Annotated in this window: 16 protein-coding genes, 1 pseudogene and 1 other annotated feature; of the genes and pseudogenes, 14 read left to right on the top strand and 3 right to left on the bottom strand. The window is 32.9% G+C overall.

Annotated features, from left to right (window positions below; translation table 11 throughout):
* The first annotated feature begins 1 nt into the window (after window position 1).
* Both DRZ96_RS01540 and DRZ96_RS10485 read left to right on the top strand, forming a co-directional pair.
* Complete coding sequence (locus tag DRZ96_RS01540) at window positions 2-1183, top strand: pyridoxal phosphate-dependent aminotransferase (RefSeq protein WP_112889312.1); 1182 nt, start codon at window positions 2-4, stop codon at window positions 1181-1183.
* 30 nt (window positions 1184-1213) lie between these two features.
* Complete coding sequence (locus DRZ96_RS10485) at window positions 1214-1378, top strand: hypothetical protein (RefSeq protein ID WP_172605449.1); 165 nt, start codon at window positions 1214-1216, stop codon at window positions 1376-1378.
* A gap of 14 nt (window positions 1379-1392) precedes the next feature.
* Here DRZ96_RS10485 and DRZ96_RS01535 read toward each other — a convergent pair whose 3' ends face one another.
* Together DRZ96_RS01535 and DRZ96_RS01530 are read right to left on the bottom strand one after the other, a co-directional pair.
* A complete protein-coding gene (locus DRZ96_RS01535; RefSeq protein WP_112889311.1) occupies window positions 1393-3108 on the bottom strand; it encodes a vWA domain-containing protein in 1716 nt (571 codons plus the stop codon).
* A complete protein-coding gene (locus tag DRZ96_RS01530; RefSeq protein ID WP_112889310.1) occupies window positions 3098-4009 on the bottom strand; it encodes an AAA family ATPase in 912 nt (303 codons plus the stop codon). Before DRZ96_RS01530 ends, DRZ96_RS01535 begins: the two co-directional genes overlap by 11 nt.
* 974 nt (window positions 4010-4983) lie before the next feature.
* Window positions 4984-5147, top strand: a binding site (T-box leader).
* 37 nt (window positions 5148-5184) lie between these two features.
* On the opposite strand from DRZ96_RS01530, the gene serS reads away from it, so the two are divergent.
* The 3 genes from serS to tnpA all read left to right on the top strand — a co-directional run bounded on the left by serS (window position 5185) and on the right by tnpA (window position 10024).
* Window positions 5185-6471: a serine--tRNA ligase gene (gene serS / locus DRZ96_RS01525; RefSeq protein WP_112889309.1), complete on the top strand. Its 1287-nt coding sequence runs from the start codon at window positions 5185-5187 to the stop codon at window positions 6469-6471.
* A 183-nt stretch (window positions 6472-6654) separates the two neighbouring features.
* Complete coding sequence (locus DRZ96_RS01520) at window positions 6655-9351, top strand: cation-translocating P-type ATPase (RefSeq protein ID WP_112889308.1); 2697 nt, start codon at window positions 6655-6657, stop codon at window positions 9349-9351.
* Between the two features lie 199 nt (window positions 9352-9550).
* Window positions 9551-10024 carry an IS200/IS605 family transposase gene (tnpA, locus tag DRZ96_RS01515; protein WP_005955379.1) on the top strand — a complete coding sequence of 158 codons (474 nt, stop codon included), beginning with the start codon at window positions 9551-9553 and terminating at the stop codon, window positions 10022-10024.
* Window positions 10025-10169: 145 nt separating this feature from the next.
* Here tnpA and DRZ96_RS01510 read toward each other — a convergent pair whose 3' ends face one another.
* Window positions 10170-10439 (bottom strand): hypothetical protein, encoded by a 270-nt coding sequence (locus DRZ96_RS01510; protein ID WP_112889307.1) that lies wholly within the window; start codon window positions 10437-10439, stop codon window positions 10170-10172.
* Window positions 10440-10744: 305 nt separating this feature from the next.
* Here DRZ96_RS01510 and DRZ96_RS01505 point away from each other — a divergent pair, with 305 nt between their 5' ends.
* From DRZ96_RS01505 to DRZ96_RS01465, 9 genes and pseudogenes are all read left to right on the top strand, one after another.
* Window positions 10745-11425: an AzlC family ABC transporter permease gene (locus DRZ96_RS01505; protein WP_112889306.1), complete on the top strand. Its 681-nt coding sequence runs from the start codon at window positions 10745-10747 to the stop codon at window positions 11423-11425.
* Complete coding sequence (locus DRZ96_RS01500) at window positions 11418-11729, top strand: branched-chain amino acid transporter permease (protein WP_112889305.1); 312 nt, start codon at window positions 11418-11420, stop codon at window positions 11727-11729. The genes DRZ96_RS01505 and DRZ96_RS01500 overlap by 8 nt, the downstream gene beginning before the upstream one ends.
* 174 nt (window positions 11730-11903) lie before the next feature.
* A complete protein-coding gene (locus DRZ96_RS01495) occupies window positions 11904-12911 on the top strand; it encodes a CPBP family intramembrane glutamic endopeptidase (protein ID WP_112889304.1) in 1008 nt (335 codons plus the stop codon).
* A 93-nt stretch (window positions 12912-13004) separates the two neighbouring features.
* On the top strand, window positions 13005-13385 hold the full coding sequence (locus tag DRZ96_RS01490) for a GntR family transcriptional regulator (protein ID WP_112889303.1): 381 nt from the start codon (window positions 13005-13007) through the stop codon (window positions 13383-13385).
* Entirely contained in the window at window positions 13382-13621 is a 240-nt protein-coding gene (locus DRZ96_RS01485) for a P-loop NTPase family protein (RefSeq protein ID WP_112889302.1), read from the top strand. Before DRZ96_RS01490 ends, DRZ96_RS01485 begins: the two co-directional genes overlap by 4 nt.
* Before the next feature lie 43 nt (window positions 13622-13664).
* Window positions 13665-13955, top strand: a complete 291-nt coding sequence (locus tag DRZ96_RS01480; RefSeq protein WP_112889301.1) for a CD1845 family protein — start codon at window positions 13665-13667, stop codon at window positions 13953-13955.
* 86 nt (window positions 13956-14041) lie between these two features.
* Window positions 14042-15019 (top strand): replication initiator protein A, encoded by a 978-nt coding sequence (locus tag DRZ96_RS01475; protein ID WP_112889300.1) that lies wholly within the window; start codon window positions 14042-14044, stop codon window positions 15017-15019.
* Between the two features lie 14 nt (window positions 15020-15033).
* Window positions 15034-15889 (top strand): annotated as a pseudogene (locus DRZ96_RS01470) (ATP-binding protein).
* A 14-nt stretch (window positions 15890-15903) separates the two neighbouring features.
* Complete coding sequence (locus DRZ96_RS01465) at window positions 15904-16395, top strand: PcfB family protein (RefSeq protein ID WP_048949727.1); 492 nt, start codon at window positions 15904-15906, stop codon at window positions 16393-16395.
* Window positions 16396-16434 lie beyond the last annotated feature (39 nt).

The raw sequence follows: 16434 nt of genomic DNA, 5'->3' as shown, positions 1-16434 counted from the left end.
CATGAGAGATTTTATTTGTAGTAAGTTTAACAAGGTGGGACCATCTGGTATTAGAAAGATAAATGAAAAAACTATTGAGATGGAAAGAGCCGGCAAAAGGATCTACCACTTTGAAGTAGGCAGACCAGACTTTGACACTCCAAAGGTAATTAAAGATGCAACTATTAAGAGCATCGAAGATGGAGATGTTTTTTATACATCAAATTACGGCATTATGCCTCTAAGAGAAGCTGTGGCTGAAAAACTTAGAAATGAAAATAATTTAGACTATACTGCAAAGGAAGTCTTGATAACAGCAGGTGCAACTGAATCAATTTACGATTCTTATTCACTAATCTTAGAAGAAGGAGATGAAATTCTTCTTCCAAACCCATGCTGGCCAAACTATGTTAACACAGCCCACATTATGGGAGCAGTGCCGGTGAGATACAGCCTTGCAGAAGAAAATGACTTCCAAATTGATTTTGATGAGCTTGAAGGTCTTGTAACAGAAAAAACTAAGGCCATAGTAATTATTAACCCATCAAACCCAATTGGATCTATGTTCACATTAGAAACCTTGGAAAAGCTTGCTGACTTTGCAAAGAAAAAAGACATCTTAGTAATTTCTGATGAAATTTATGAAAAAATTGTCTATGGAAATAAGAAACATATCTCCATGGCATCCCTTGATGGAATGAAGGAAAGGACTATTACAATTAATGGTTTTTCAAAAACTTATTCCATGACAGGCTTCCGTCTTGCTTATGTTGCAGCTCCAGAAGAATTTATAAGGGTCCTAAATATTATCCACCAACACAACACTTCTTGTGCAACTTCCTTTGTTCAACATGGGGGAGTCACTGCACTTAAGGCAGGAAATGAAGGCTCACAAGAAATGGTTAAGGAATACAAGAGAAGACGTGACTACATTGTTGAAAAGGTAAATTCTATTGAAGGACTTAGCCTTAATGCTCCAGACGGTGCCTTTTATGCCTTTATTAACATTAAGGACCTAGGAGTTTCTTCAGAAGAATTTTGCAATTATCTTCTTGATGAAGAATGTGTTGCCATAGTTCCAGGAACAGTTTTCGGAAGTGCAGGAGAAGGCTTTGTTAGATTTTCCTATGCATCTTCTTATGATGACATAGTCGAAGGTCTAAATAGGATGGAGAAAGCTTGTAAGCATTTTTTAAATAAGTAAGTAATCACGATTTTATAATCAGGTGAAAGAATGAAAAAAGTTTTAATAATTGTATTAAATGTCCTTGTCTTTGCATTAGCGTCAATATTACTTCCAAGCTCTCAAAAAAGTGGAGATTTGATATTAAAATTATTTTATTCAATAACCCTAGTAAAGGCAGGCTTTAATATAGAAAAGGCATTAAAAATAGAGTAGGTTTCTCATTGAACCTACTCTATTTTATTTGCATAAGTTTTTAAAAATATTCCAACCACCTTGTGGAAGCGAGCTATGTCAGTTATATAGGCGTAGTCATTGCCGTAAATCTTTTTGATGTTCATGCTTTCTGCTTCTTCCCCAGTAAAGACTCCAAAAGTGTTGATCCCCTTGAGCCTTGTCAAGAGAACTTCCTTTGATGTGTCCATGACAGCTTCCTCGTCCTTATAATTTTCTCCAGGTGTCTTTGATGCACCAACTATTCCAATGTCGATTTCGTCAAAGGGAAGGCCGTCAGTCAAGACAATTAAAAATCTTCTTGCATCCCTGTTTTTAGAAACAAGGTGGCGCATAAATTTTATTGCAAGTCCATCTCTATTGGAGCCCGACGGGGAGTACTTGAAGATGTCCTTATTTTTTATTCTCGGGTCATTGTAGTCCCTGTATTTTTTTATTACAAGATAATTGTAAAAATTGTTGTAGGAGAAAACCCTGGTTTTTATATTTAGAGAAGTTAAGGCTTCAGCAATAATATAAGTTTCCGTCGCAAGGATTTCCTTCCTATCATTTTGTGAAGCAGAGGAGTCCAAGAGGATGTCCACAAAAATCTCATTGGAGTCCTTTCTGTTAATTTTTTCAAAAATCCTATCTTCATTTAACTCTCTGGTCTTCCAAATTTCTGATGGAACAATTCTTCCAGAAGTTGATTTTAATATTTCATCTTCAGATTCCTTTAAGAGGGAATTTTTTATTACTCCAGCTAGTTCTCTTATGGCACGAGCATTTTGCAGCTTGTTATTCTCATAGAAGTTTAAGTTGTCAGAGTAATTTCCCTTTTCCTCCTGAGCATAATATGAAGATTTATTTTCAAACTCTCCTACTGGGAAGAAAAATTTAATTTCCTCATGGATGCCTGTTGAAATTTCTTGGGCAATCCTATCTGCAGTGTGTCTTTTTATTTTTTCTATCCCATAGCGTTTGACTAGGGCCTTGTAAATATTTTTGTCTCCAAACTTATTCACGGGAGCATCTTCTATGACGTTAATGTCTCTGAAATCGTCGTTAAAAAATGTAAACTCAGCTGACTCAATGTTGTACCTCTCGAGAAAAGTATTGTCCTTGAAATTTTTTCTCTGATAGGGAGAATTCTTCTTGGAAGTAGAATTGGATTTAGCTTCTTTCTTGAATTCTTCATAGGACTCTTCTGTGTCATGGGGAAGGTCCTTGTTTACGTGAAAATATTTTTTGAAAATATATCTTAGGAAGTCAAGATACTTGAAGGTGTCTCTTTCCTTAAAATTATAAATTTCTCCCAACATCTCTTCCAAGACTTTTTGAACTTTGGGATACTGGCCTCTTTCTTTTCTGATGTAGCCAATTTTAAGTTCTGTTGTCATTATAATTTTTCGTCTATTTAAATTTTTTAAGATTTCTTCATCGTGGTCCTTTTTAAAATCAAGGGTCCCAGGTCTTTCCAAAATCATTTCTTTTGAAAAAATATTTTCCAAAACTAATTTTGAAATTTCCCACAAGTCCTTTTTGTTGTTTAAAGAATTTACATACTTCTTGAAGAAGTCGTCAAGTACATAGAAATCAAAATACCTAGCAGCATAACCAAGTAGGGCAGCCTCATAGGAGTCCTCTGGTTTTAGTGAAAATTTAAAAATATCAAAGTCATAGAAGTCTGAAAGGGTCCAAAAAATATTTTTTAGCCTATTTTCATCCTTCAAAGAGATCAGCTCTTTCAATATTTTTTACAAAAAGAGTGTCAATGACATCATTGACAATTTCTTTTTCGTAAGAGTCAAAGGTCTTGTCAACGATACCCAGGTCAAGAGACTCTCTTATGCCAAGACCACGATTCATAAGTTCAATACTTGATATAAGTCCACGAAGGTCTATGGCCTTGGAAGAAATTTCTGAGTTAAGAGATTTCTCTTGAAGGTCTAAGAATAGTCTTGTGAAAATCTTTATGGCATCCTTGTTTAATTTTGTGTTTTCCTTAAATAACTTTGCCAAGTCACTTTCTGATATTGTTGGAATGTCGATCACCAAAAATCTTGAAACTAAGGCTTCGTTAAGGTCACGAGTACCAATATAGCCGTAGTTCATTGTGGCAATAAATCTTGTTGCGTCGTTAAGATTTAATCTGTCGTAGCCAGAAATGTCTAAAACTCTTCTGTAGTCAAGAGTGGAGTGGACAACAGAAAGGGCTTCGTTCTTTGCCATATTAATTTCATCAAAGACTGCAAAACCACCTTCCTCTGCAGCTTCATAAACTGGTCCCTTCTTAAGAGTAACTTCGTTGTTTTTAAAGGTATCAGATCCAATTAAACTTGATGGGTCTGATGCAATGTTTAAAGAGACTGTCCAAAGTGGTCTCTTAAAGAGATATGCCAAGTTTTCTGCCAAAACATTTTTGCCCGTTGCCTTTGGTCCAGAGAGGAGGATGTTGTCGCCAGATAAGATTGCAGCGATGGCCTTCTCCCAAGTTTTTTTGCCGTAATATTTATATTTTATATTTGGGATTCTATATTCAAAATCCTTATTTAAATCATGTTTTTCTATAAATTCATCTACTCCCTTAAGTAGATCTTCTGAAACGCCTTGTGAAAGTAAAAACTCTCTCATTTCATCACCTCTTGCCTATTATAACAAAAAGAAAAAATTATGTGCGTAAATAAATTTTGTAAAAGATTAATTATATTGTTATAATATAAAAAAGTATAAAGGAGGAATCATTATGGCTTTTACTACTTCTAATTCACTTATTGCTTTAATTCTTGGCTTGGGGATTTACATAGGAATTTTTGTACTTATAATCTTGGCAATCCTTGCCCTTATAAAGTATCTTAAAAAATAAAAAAAGGCTTAGCAGCCTTTAAAAATAGGAATATTATGTTATAATATAGATAAAGAGGACACCATGAAAGATGGTCGCCCTTAGGTTTAATATTAAAGAAATACCACCTAAGTCGATACAGGTGGTATTTTTATTTCCTAATCTTTTTTATAAAGTGTTAGGATGCCAACGATAAGTGTTAGGATTTTTATCACTATGGATATCAATTCATAATCACTCATGTTGCACCTCCCAATAATTAAATTGGGCAACCACCAATGTATGTCCTCATCTATATTATACATATTTTAGAGAATTCCATCAATTCAATAAAATGGAAATGATTAACTAAAAAAAAAAGGCTTGCTAGCCTTTAAAAATAGAAATATTGTGTTATAATAAAGATAAAGAGGACACCGTTTATACCCATTCGGGCACAAGCGACGGTTGCTCTAAGTTGATATTTATTTAATACCACTTGTAGTGCAATACAGGTGGTATTTTATTTGTGCTATTTCTTATTTAGAAACAGGGCTAATACAGCAATAATCAAACCAATAAATTTTAGCATGATGCTTAAAATTTCAAAATCTGACATTGCAATCACCCCCTTTACCATAAAAGTAAAGAGCAACCACCATCTGTATGTCCTCAACCTTATTATACATATTTTATAAAATTCCATCAATTCATATTAATAAAACTACTTTAAAATACAAAAAGCTTGAACTTATTTTTCCTTATGTTATAATAAAAAAAACTAAAAAAGGCGATAATTGAGAATAGTAATTTTAAAAAGTTTTTAAGAGAGCAGGTGGCTGGTGGAAACTTGTAAAGTTTTTAAGATGAATCCACCTCATAGTCTATGTAATTTTAAGTGAACCATTTGGTTAATTAGGGTGGCAACGCGGGTCTCTCGTCCCTTTAGGGATTGAGGGGCTTTTTTTATTTTAAGGGAGGATATATGCTAGACATTAAATTTGTAAGAGAAAACCCAGAAGCAGTCAAAGAGAACATTAAAAAGAAATTCCAAGATGACAAGCTTCCACTAGTTGACGAAGTTAGAAAAATTGACGAAGACCTTAGAGCAGCAAAGACTAAGGGCGACAACCTTCGTGCAGAAAAAAACCAAACTTCAAAAGAGATTGGTGGCTTTATGCAAAAGGGAGAAAAGGACAAGGCAGAAGAAGCAAAGAAAAAAGTTGCTGAAATAAATGAAGAAATAACAAATCTTGAAGCTGCTGAAAGAGATCTTGCTGAAGAACTTAAGAAGAGGATGCAAGTTATCCCACAAATGATGGACGAAACAGTGCCAATAGGAAAAGACGACAGCGAAAATGTTGAGCTTGAAAGATTTGGCGAACCAGTAATTCCTGACTTTGAAGTTCCTTACCACATTGACATCATGGAAAGCTTTAACGGAATTGACCTTGACTCTGCAAGAAACACATCAGGCGCAGGTTTCTACTACCTAAAGGGAGATATTGCAAGACTTCACTCTGCAATCCTAGCTTATGCAAGAGACTTTATGATTGATCGTGGTTTTGAATACCACATTCCACCATTTATGATAAGATCAGACGTAGTTACTGGCGTTATGAGTTTCGCAGAAATGGAAGACATGATGTATAAGATTGAAGGCGAAGACCTTTATTTAATTGGTACTTCTGAACACTCAATGATTGGTAAATATATAAACACAATTAATCCAGAAGAAGATATGCCACTTGCCCTTACTTCATATTCACCTTGCTTTAGAAAAGAAGTTGGAGCTCATGGTATTGAAGAAAGAGGAGTTTACAGGATCCACCAATTTGAAAAACAAGAAATGGTTGTAATTTGTAAGCCAGAAGAATCTAAGGACTGGTATGTAAAATTATGGCAAAACACAGTGGATTTCTTCCGTTCACTAGACATTCCTGTTAGAACTCTTGAATGTTGTTCTGGTGACTTGGCAGACTTAAAGGTTAAGTCTCTTGACGTTGAAGCCTTCTCTCCAAGACAAAATAAATATTTTGAAGTTGGATCATGTTCAAATCTTGGCGATGCCCAAGCAAGAAGACTTAACATCAAACTTCGTGGCAAGGATGGCACATACTTTGCCCACACATTAAACAACACTGTTGTTGCTCCACCAAGAATGTTAATTGCCTTCTTAGAAAATCTACTTCAAGAAGATGGCAGCGTTAGAATTCCAGAACCTCTACAAATTTATATGGGAGGAATGACAAAACTTACTCCAAAGAAATAAAAATAATTTATTAAAGATTTATAGATTGTTTTAGGCAAAATAATTTGATATAATTTACTCACTTAGGGGAGTAACTTTTAAATTTTCAGTCGTCATTACGGCATAGCCCGGCTGGAAAGCTTATTATTAAGTATGTGAGACCGATGTAACAATCGGTCTCTTTTTGTATTTAAAGGAGGAATTATGGAAAAAAATTGGTATAACCAGTCCCCTGACGAAGCCCTAAAAAATCTTTCCACTACGAAAGAAAAGGGACTAAGTCAAGATGAAGCCAAGACTAGGCTTGAAAAATATGGGGACAATGCTCTTGCAGCAGAAAAGAAAAAATCCTTTGGAGAAAAGCTAAAGGAACAAATCCTTGACCCAATGATTATCATTTTAATTGCAGCAGCCCTTGTATCTGCCTTCAATGGTGAGGCCCTCGATGCAGGAATAATTGTGGCCATTGTAATTGTCAACGCTTTTCTATCAATTTATCAAGAAGGTAGAGCAGAGGAAGCAATTGCAGCCCTACAAAAGATGTCTTCACCAAAGGCCAAGGTCATAAGAGATGGAGACCATGTTGAAGTTGATTCAAACACACTTGTGCCAGGAGATATTATCATCCTTGAAACTGGAGATATTGTCCCAGCAGACCTAAGACTTCTTGAGTCATCAAACTTAAAAATTGATGAATCATCCCTTACTGGTGAATCAGTTCCAGTAGAAAAGGATGCAAGTGTTATTTATGATGGCAAAATGGAAATTGGTGACAGGGAAAACTTGGCTTACTCATCAACTATTGTGTCTTACGGTAGGGGTATGGGACTTGTTGTAGAAACTGGTCACGAAACAGAAATTGGAAAGATTGCTACTTCAATTGCCACAGTTGGAGATGAACAAACTCCCCTCCAAAGAAAACTTGCAAAACTTTCAAAGACTCTTGGTATTTTAGTCCTTGTAATTTGTGCAGTAGTTCTTGCAGTTGGTGTACTTTATAAGCACGACCCAAGAGAAATGTTTATGACTGCAATTTCCCTTGCAGTAGCAGCAGTTCCAGAAGGACTACCAGCAATTGTAACAATTGTACTTTCAATTGGTATGGGCAAGATGGCAGAAAAAAATGCCATTGTAAAAAAACTTTTGGCAGTAGAAACTCTTGGAACAACTACAGTAATTTGTTCCGACAAGACTGGTACACTTACACAAAACGAAATGACTGTTGTAAAGGTATTTACTGACGGACACGTTTACGATGTTTCAGGAACTGGTTACTCTCCAGAAGGTGATGTAACAAGAAAGGACTCAAAAGTTACTATCGAAGAAGATGAAAATATTAAAATTCTTTCTTCTATTGCGGCCCTAACTAATGATGCAAAATTACAAGTTAAGGGTGAGGAAGCGTCAATTATTGGAGACCCAACTGAAGGTGCCCTTCTTACTTTTGCAGAAAAAGCAGGAAATGGACTTAAGGAACTTTATAGTAATATTGACAGAATTGAAGAAATTCCTTTTGACTCTGACAGAAAGATGATGACAACTTTCCACGACAAGATTTTTGATGACATCACATCCTTCACAAAGGGAGCACCAGACGTTGTTCTTGATAGATGTAGCAAAATCTTAATTGATGGAAAAGAAGTAGACCTTGATGAAAAATTAAGAGAAGAAGTTTTAGAAAAGAATAGCGAGTTCGCAAGATCAGCCCTAAGATGTCTAGGCTACGCTTATAGAAAACACAGCGACATGCCAAGTGAAGTAACATCAGAAAATATTGAAAAAGACATGGTTTTTGTTGGACTAACAGGTATGATTGACCCATCAAGACCAGAAGCAAAGGCAGCAATAAAAGAATGTAGGACTGCAGGCATAAGACCAATTATGATTACAGGTGACTACCTTGAAACAGGTCTTGCCATTGCAAAGGACCTTGGGATTGCAGAACATGATGATGAAGCAATCATGGGTAGGGAACTCAACGAAATGTCTGAAGCAGAAATGAGAGAAATTGTAAAAGAAAAATCTGTCTTCACAAGAGTTTCTCCAGAAAATAAGGTTCAAATCGTTACAGCCCTAAAACAAAATGGCCACATCACTGCCATGACTGGTGACGGTGTTAACGACGCCCCAGCAATTAAGAAGGCAGACATTGGTATTGCCATGGGTATAACAGGTACTGACGTTGCAAAAAATACTGCAGAGGTAATTTTGACAGACGACAACTTTGCGACAATTGTAAATGCAGTTGAAGAAGGAAGAATTATTTATTCCAACATCAAGAAGTTCGTTGCATATTTACTTTCATGTAACCTTGGAGAAGTTTTAATAGTTTTAATTTCAATCCTATTAAACCTTCCAGTGCCACTAATTCCAATTCAATTATTGTGGCTTAACCTTGTTACAGACTCCTTCCCAGCACTTGCACTTGGAGTTGAAAGAGGAGAGGCAGACATAATGAATGAAAAACCACGTGATCCAGACGAGCCAATCCTTGACACAGAAATAAAAATCACAGTTGCTATCCAATCTATTGCAATCACAGTAGCAACTCTACTTGCTTACTTTGTAGGACTTAAGTGGTATGGAACAGGCGAGGGACTTGGACACGCAAGGACAATGGCCTTCTCAGCCCTAATTATTTGTGAACTTTTAAGAGCTTACACATCAAGATCAATTGACAAGACTGTATTTGAAATTGGAGTATTCACAAACAAAAAATTAGTATTTGCAACATTATTCTCCTTCATACTAATGCTAGTAGTAATTTATGTACCAGTATTAAACGACGCCTTTGGACTAATGGACCTAGGACCAAAAGAAATAGGAGTTGTACTTGGAGCATCAGTTATCCCACTAGTTGCAGGAGAAATCCAAAAGAAAGTAAGATTCAAGAAAAAATAAATAAAAATTAAAAGATAAAAAAGAAGTGTCCTTAAACTGTAAAAAGTCTAAGGACACTTTTTTGTACGCTTTAGCATGAATAAACCACCAGCTATGCTGGTGGTAGGAAAATAAGCTTTAGCTTCAAGCAAAAAACCTCCCGTGATAAACTATTAATGTTACTGGCAGTAGCATAAATAGAAAAGGGAGGTATCCTAAAATGGATAAAAATAGTTTATCACATACATCATGGAATTGTAAGTATCACGTAGTATTTGCTCCAAAATACAGAAGGCAAGTAATATATGGAAGATTAAAACAAGATATAGGAAAAATATTAAGGGATTTATGTGATAGAAAAGGAATAAATATAATAGAAGCAGAATGCTGTCCAGATCATATCCATATGTTGTTAGAAATTCCACCGAAATACAGCATATCTCAAACAATGGGCTATTTAAAAGGGAAAAGTAGTCTAATAATATTTGATAGGCATGCAAACTTAAAATATAAATATGGAAATAGACATTTTTGGTGCAGAGGATACTATGTAGACACAGCAGGAAAGAATGCAAAAAAGATACAAGAATATATAAAAAATCAATTAAAAGAAGATTACATGGCAGATCAAATAAGTATTAAAGAATTTGTTGACCCGTTTACGGGTGAGCAAGTAAACAAAAGCAAAAAATAAGGTGCTTTAGCACCAGCTGTGAAAATTGGTGCACGAGAAAGAAGGTTCGAAGCATGGAATGCTGCCGGTAACAGCCCCTTATAGGGGCAAAACAAACCACCGGCTCAGCCGGTGGTTATGATTATATATAATTTTATAGGAATTATTATTTTTTGAAAAAATAAATACTTAGAGAAATAATAAGACCAATTAAACTACCCGACATTGATTCTTTAGCAAGATCATACAGAGAGATACCAAATATTCTTTCAAAACTTGACAATTTGTAAAAGATAAAGAAAAGGATTCCTAATATAAAAAATAGTACAGTAATCTTGCAGATATACAATAAGTAAAAATAAATATCGTCATTTACATCAATTTTTTTATAGTGTTTTAAAATAAATTTTTCAAGCCATAAATTTATTTTTTTCATAATTTCTCTCCTATGCATTGAAAACTATTGTAAATGTAATTGTGATAGTAGCTACATATTTCACACCGTAAAATTATCATAAACCTTAAAATCAGTCAACTACTAATGTAATATGAGTAAACCTTTTTATTATCTCCATATTTAAAGTTACTAGAAAAAACTTCCTTAGATATTATCTAGATAAGTAATATCACTTTGTTTTTCTATAGCACTCAAAATTAGATAGCTTATTATTTCATTTTACATGATAAAAAAATTTTTAACATGCTATAATGTTTACTAATTAACTTTAAGGGGGAGAAGAGATGATAAAAAATTTAAAAAAAGTTTTTCCATTAACAATTCCAATTTTAATTTCCTTTTTATTTATAGGACTTAGCTTTGGCATATATACATCTTCCTTTGGATATGATTTTTGGATGCCGCCACTTACATCAGTTGTAATCTTCTCTGGCTCAATTCAATTTGTAGTCGTTGAAGCCATGCATTCAGGCATGGATGTCTTGTCCTACATTTTAATAGTTGCCATGATGAACATAAGACACTTCTTCTATGCCCTAACATGTCTTGGCAAATTTAAAGACATGAGTGGGAAGAAAAAAACTTATGCCTACTATGCCCTTTGCGATGAAGCCTACTCCATGATAATGGGGACAGAAGTGCCTAGTGATATGAAGAAGGAAGACTTTTATCTTTCAATTTTAATCTTGCTCCAATCCTATTGGTTTATCGGTACAATTCTTGGAGGCATCCTTGGCAACTTTATAAATTTCGAAATCCAAGGAATAGATTTTATCTTGACAGCCCTCTTCCTTGTAATATTTTTGAGCCAGTGGAAGCAAGTGGAAGATCACTTCCCAGCCCTTCTTGGGCTTGTGGCTTCGATCTTAGCTTTGATAATCTTTGGAGAGAACTTCATCCTTCCTGCCATGATTATTATCTTGCTTGTCCTTTATCTAGCTTACAGGAGGGAAAGAAATGATTGAAATGAAATATATTTTTCTTGCTGGAGGAATAACAATCCTTGCAAGATTCCTCCCAAGAATAATTTTTAGGAACAGAGAACTCCCAGGCTTCATAGCCTATCTTGGGGAAAAGTTGCCCTATTCACTAATGGGACTCTTACTAATTTTTTGCATAAGGGGAGTGGACTTTACAAATTCAAGTGAAGTCTTACCACTGGGACTAGCCTTCGCAGGGATGATTTTGTCCTTTAAGTTTTTGAAAAACTTCTTGGTCTCAATCTTTCTTGGAACAGGAATTTACATGGCTTTGATTTATTTTTTGTAAATAATAATTAAGAAGCGATGAATAAAAATCATAAATTTAGAAGAAAAGACTAATTGAGTTTAGTCTTTTTTTAGTGGAAAATTTTATAAAAATCTTGACAAAAATATTTACTGGGCTTATAGTGTAAATATAAAGTATATACACCTAAACTTAAATTAAGGAGTTGAAGAGATTATGAAAAAAGATTTAAAAATTTTTATTGGCATATCATTTATAATTCCCTACTTAATGGGATTTGCCATTTATTACTGCAAATTACACGAGATAAGCACAAGTATTTATCCCTTATTTCAAATGTTCATTCCATTTTTAGCTGTAGTAGCCTTGTTATACAAAGAAGACAAAAGCATTTTAAAAATTGCTGCCATTAGAATATACCTAGTGATAAGTCTTATCTTATTTGTACTTTCAATAATAAATATTTTCAATCCAGACTTTAGTGGATTGTCTGAATTTGTTATTTTAATTTCTGCTATTGCAATGATCATAGCCATTTCAACTATGGACAAGGACCTTAAAAATAAATTATCTCTAAACAATCCAAATAAAAAGATGACAATTCTCATGTGTTTAATTTTTATTTTTATATATTTTTTAAGATTATTTATTGCTTGCATTTTAGAAGGAGAAACAAGGGAATTTGTAGAAATCTTTAATCTTCATAGTTTAAAAGTTTTTATATCTATTATTCTTTTCTCTTTTTTAAATATTATGCCATTCATTGGAGAAGAATATGGTTGGAGGGCATACCTAGCACCAAGGCTAAAAGAAATTTATGGTGTAAAAAAATCTATTTTAATGACAGGTTTTATTTGGGGAATTTGGCACTTGCCCCTTAATTTATTTTATTATTCAGATGGAGTTTTGACATCGCAAATTTATTCCATACTTGTACAACTTGTATTTTGTACATTTTTAGGGATATTTTTAACTTATGCATATAATAGGACAAAATCAATTTGGGCTCCAGTTATGATTCACTATTTAAACAACAATCTAGCCCTACTATTGGTTACAGATTTTTCTAAGGATATATTTTCTGGACAACACTATGATTTAAAAGGAACTTTATTTTCAATAGTAGGTTCAATAATATTTTTTGGAATTTTTATTTTTTCAAAATACGTTAAAGATGAAAATCTTTGGGAAAAATCTGTATATGAGAAAATAAAAGAATCTTAATTGTTTTGTGCTTTTAAAAGTTATTACAGTATTTAATACAAGTATTGTGTAAAAGCAAAAATATAAAGTATATACACTTAAAGGTGATGTGATATGAAAATTATTATTTCAAATGACTCTGGCCTTCCAATTTATGAGCAGATAAAAAATCAAATCAAGGCTCAGATAGTTGCTGGAGACTTAAAAGCTGACGAAGGGCTTCCTGGTATGAGGACTCTTGCAAGCGACCTAAAGGTCTCTGTCATTACAACAAAGCGTGCCTACAATGACTTGGAGCAAGAGGGATATATTTATTCCATGCCAGGCAAGGGTTCCTTTGTAAAAAAATTAAATGAAGAAGTTGTAAGAGAGAATGCTCTTGCAGAGATAGAAAAATATTTAACTGACGCAATGACTGTTGCCAAGGCTGCAGGAATTGGTATAGACGAATTGCAAGAAATTTTAAAGACATTAGATGAAGTGGGTGACTTATGAAAACAATAGAAATAAATAATTTGAGAAAAGAATTTAAGGACTTTGACCTTGATATAGAAAATTTAGAAATTCCTGAAGGTGCAGTCCTTGGACTAATTGGGGAGAACGGTGCAGGGGACAGTGATATAATGATGACAGATACAATAAATCCATTAAAATCAAAGTTTAAAGGCTTCCACAAAACTTTTAAACAAGATGATTTAGGATTAAGTCTGTCATCTTTTTTATTAAATTAACAAAAAAGAAAAGAAAACATAAGTAATAAGGATTGAAGAGAATATGATAATATTTAGAGTTTTTTTCAAAATCATATTGTTTCCTATTAGTATAGCGTTAAGTATCATCACTCTATTTTTAACGTTTGTATTAGGAATCAGCACAATATTTTTCAAACTGATTTCATTTATCGCTATTATGGGATTTTTAGGATCTGTTTATAATGGAGAAAAAGCAATCGCTATAGAGGCAATTATACTAGCATATCTTTTTAGTCCTTATGGTTTGCCAGTGCTAGGATATTTTATTATAGAAGTGATAGAAGAGGTGAATGAAAGAATAAAAGCAATTTAAATATAAAAATAAATAGATTAAAACGATGAAAAAGAGATAGCAAAATCAAAGCTATCTCTTTTTATATGAAAAGAAAGGGGGTTATGATGAAAGAAATAGTTAAATTTGAATACTATTATGGCAATGAAGCAGAACAATATTCATTTTTTAGGATTCCCAAAACTTTATTTACCGACTTAAATTTTAAAAAACTATCCGTAGAAGCAAAAATTCTTTATGGAATTCTACTCGATAGAATGAGCTTGTCAATTAAGAATAAATGGTTAGATGAAGAAAACAAGGTATACATCATCTATACCATAGAAGAAATTATGGAAGTATTAAATTGGGGGAGAAATAAATCGGTCAAAGTAATGAAAGAAATTGAAGAGATAGGATTATTAGAAAAAAAGAGGTTAGGACTTGGAAAGCCAAATTTACTCTATGTAAAGAACTTTATTTACACAGAAAATAATAAAACTACAGAAGTTTCAAAAGCAAACCTCAAGAAGTTTAAAAAACAAACTTCAGGAAGTTTAGAAAATAAATCTCAAGAAGTTTCAAAAGAGGACTCTAATAATACTAATATTAATAATACTGAAACTAATAATACTGATTTTAATAATACCACCCCCATATCCCCCTTAGAAAAGCTAGGAGAAAAATCAAAAAAAACTTTGGAGGAGGAAGAATTAAAAGAAACTATAAAAAAGAATATATCTTATGAAACCTTTGAAAAAGCAAGAATAGAAGAAAAGAAGCAAGTAGATGTGATGATAAATGTACTTGTAAAAGCCTTAACTAGCTTTACAAACATTAAAATAGGAGGGAGGCATATATCCAATGAAAATTTTAAAGAAAGATTTCTAAGTCTTAACTATAAACACATAGACTATGTTTTGAAATACCTAAGAGAAAATGCTCCAAAGGATATTAGAAACATTAATGCTTATCTACTGACTCTCTTATACAATGCAGATGAAAATATTAGAAACATAGAAGTCATAAAGAGAGAAAATCAGAAAAGAGAAAACTATGACTATAGTAACGATGAGAATATATGGAGAGAAATTTTAAATACTTGATAGGAGAGGAGCATATGGAATTAATAAAAGAAATCCTAGAACAGAAAATAAAAAATGCAGAAACAAATAGTCCATCAAAAGATGAAGAAAATAGGAGTTATATAGATCAAGAAACAGGATTAAAATATTGTGCAAAATGTAAAACACCAATTGAAAAAGAAATAGACTTCTTTGGAGAAATAAAAAAAGTTGGTATTTTATGTCAATGTAAAAAAGAAAGACAAAAATTAGAGGAAGAAAAAAGAAAAGAAAATAAAAGGCTTTTGAAAATTGAACACTTAAAAAAAGAGTGTTTTTCTGATCCCATCCTATTAAATTGGAATTTTAAAAATATGGACAAAGATAGTGAGCATGAAAAAGTAGCAAAAAACTATGTGGAAAAATTTGATGAAATATATGAAAATAATATAGGATTAATTCTCACAGGGAATGTGGGATGTGGAAAAACATATCTTGCAAGTGCTATAGCAAATGCTTTACTAGAAAAAGAAATATCAGTCAAAATGACAAATTTTTCAGTAATTTTAAATGATATGACTAACTTGAGATTGATAAAGTAAGTATATAGATAACCTAAATCAGAAGAAACTATTAATTATTGATGATTTTGGAATGGAAAGAGATACAGATTTTGCAGCTGAGCATATCTTTAACATAATAGATAGTAGATATAGAAGTGGGAAACCATTGATTATAACAACAAACTTAAATATATCAGCTTTAACTAATCCTGAAACTATAAAAGATAAAAGAATTTACTCAAGGATACTTGAAATATGCAGTCCCATTATATTTACAGGAGAAAATAGAAGAATAGAAAAAATGAAGGAGAAATCAAAATTAGCCTATGAAATATTAAAAAAAGAATGAAAGTAGGTGAGTGAATGCAAAATGATGATATAAATAGCAGAACAATAGCCATAGTAAAAAAAGCAAGTATAGTAACAGCCAAGCAAGTTATAAATTTGATGAAGAAAATATTAGAAATAAATAAACATAAAGCGCAGACAGAACAGTCAAGACCCTTAGAAAAATTTAAAAAAGTAAAAGTAAAAGACCTTGTAAAAAAAGGTAAAGTAGAAACCTTAGAATTAAATGACATAGACTTAAAAGCATTGAAAAAAGAATTAAAAAGATATGGGGTGAAGTTTTCCATAAAGAAAGATTTAGAAAATGGAAACAACATTATCTTTTTTCAAGCAAAAGATATAAAAGTAATGGAACAAGCTTTTAAAAAGACAGTCCAGAAATTTACTAAAGATAAGTCAAGAAAGAGAAAATCTGTAATAGAAAGGCTTAATAACTTCAAGGATAAAGTCAAAGATACTATTGACAGAGATAAGGTTAAACATAAACATCAGGAACAAAGTTTATAATAAAAACACTTGGATATATAATATATATGATGAGAAGGC

The sequence above is a fragment of the Peptoniphilus harei genome (assembly GCF_900454685.1).
In the GTDB taxonomy this organism is placed as follows: Bacteria; Bacillota; Clostridia; order Tissierellales; family Peptoniphilaceae; genus Peptoniphilus_A; species Peptoniphilus_A harei.
Note: the sequence above shows the minus strand (reverse complement) of the source record. Positions and strands in the feature narration are given on the sequence as shown.

Bases quoted from the DNA above. Each gene is read 5' to 3' on its own strand.
- tnpA (WP_005955379.1), top strand. From the start codon at position 9,551: ATGGATAAAAATAGTTTATCACATACATCATGGAATTGTAAGTATCAC.
- DRZ96_RS01465 (WP_048949727.1), top strand. From the start codon at position 15,904: ATGCAAAATGATGATATAAATAGCAGAACAATAGCCATAGTAAAAAAA.
- DRZ96_RS01495 (WP_112889304.1), top strand. From the start codon at position 11,904: ATGAAAAAAGATTTAAAAATTTTTATTGGCATATCATTTATAATTCCC.
- DRZ96_RS01510 (WP_112889307.1), bottom strand. From the start codon at position 10,439: ATGAAAAAAATAAATTTATGGCTTGAAAAATTTATTTTAAAACACTAT.
- DRZ96_RS01480 (WP_112889301.1), top strand. From the start codon at position 13,665: ATGATAATATTTAGAGTTTTTTTCAAAATCATATTGTTTCCTATTAGT.
- DRZ96_RS01505 (WP_112889306.1), top strand. From the start codon at position 10,745: ATGATAAAAAATTTAAAAAAAGTTTTTCCATTAACAATTCCAATTTTA.
- DRZ96_RS01490 (WP_112889303.1), top strand. From the start codon at position 13,005: ATGAAAATTATTATTTCAAATGACTCTGGCCTTCCAATTTATGAGCAG.
- DRZ96_RS01530 (WP_112889310.1), bottom strand. From the start codon at position 4,009: ATGAGAGAGTTTTTACTTTCACAAGGCGTTTCAGAAGATCTACTTAAG.
- serS (WP_112889309.1), top strand. From the start codon at position 5,185: ATGCTAGACATTAAATTTGTAAGAGAAAACCCAGAAGCAGTCAAAGAG.
- DRZ96_RS01485 (WP_112889302.1), top strand. From the start codon at position 13,382: ATGAAAACAATAGAAATAAATAATTTGAGAAAAGAATTTAAGGACTTT.
- DRZ96_RS01500 (WP_112889305.1), top strand. From the start codon at position 11,418: ATGATTGAAATGAAATATATTTTTCTTGCTGGAGGAATAACAATCCTT.
- DRZ96_RS01520 (WP_112889308.1), top strand. From the start codon at position 6,655: ATGGAAAAAAATTGGTATAACCAGTCCCCTGACGAAGCCCTAAAAAAT.
- DRZ96_RS01475 (WP_112889300.1), top strand. From the start codon at position 14,042: ATGAAAGAAATAGTTAAATTTGAATACTATTATGGCAATGAAGCAGAA.
- DRZ96_RS01540 (WP_112889312.1), top strand. From the start codon at position 2: ATGAGAGATTTTATTTGTAGTAAGTTTAACAAGGTGGGACCATCTGGT.
- DRZ96_RS10485 (WP_172605449.1), top strand. From the start codon at position 1,214: ATGAAAAAAGTTTTAATAATTGTATTAAATGTCCTTGTCTTTGCATTA.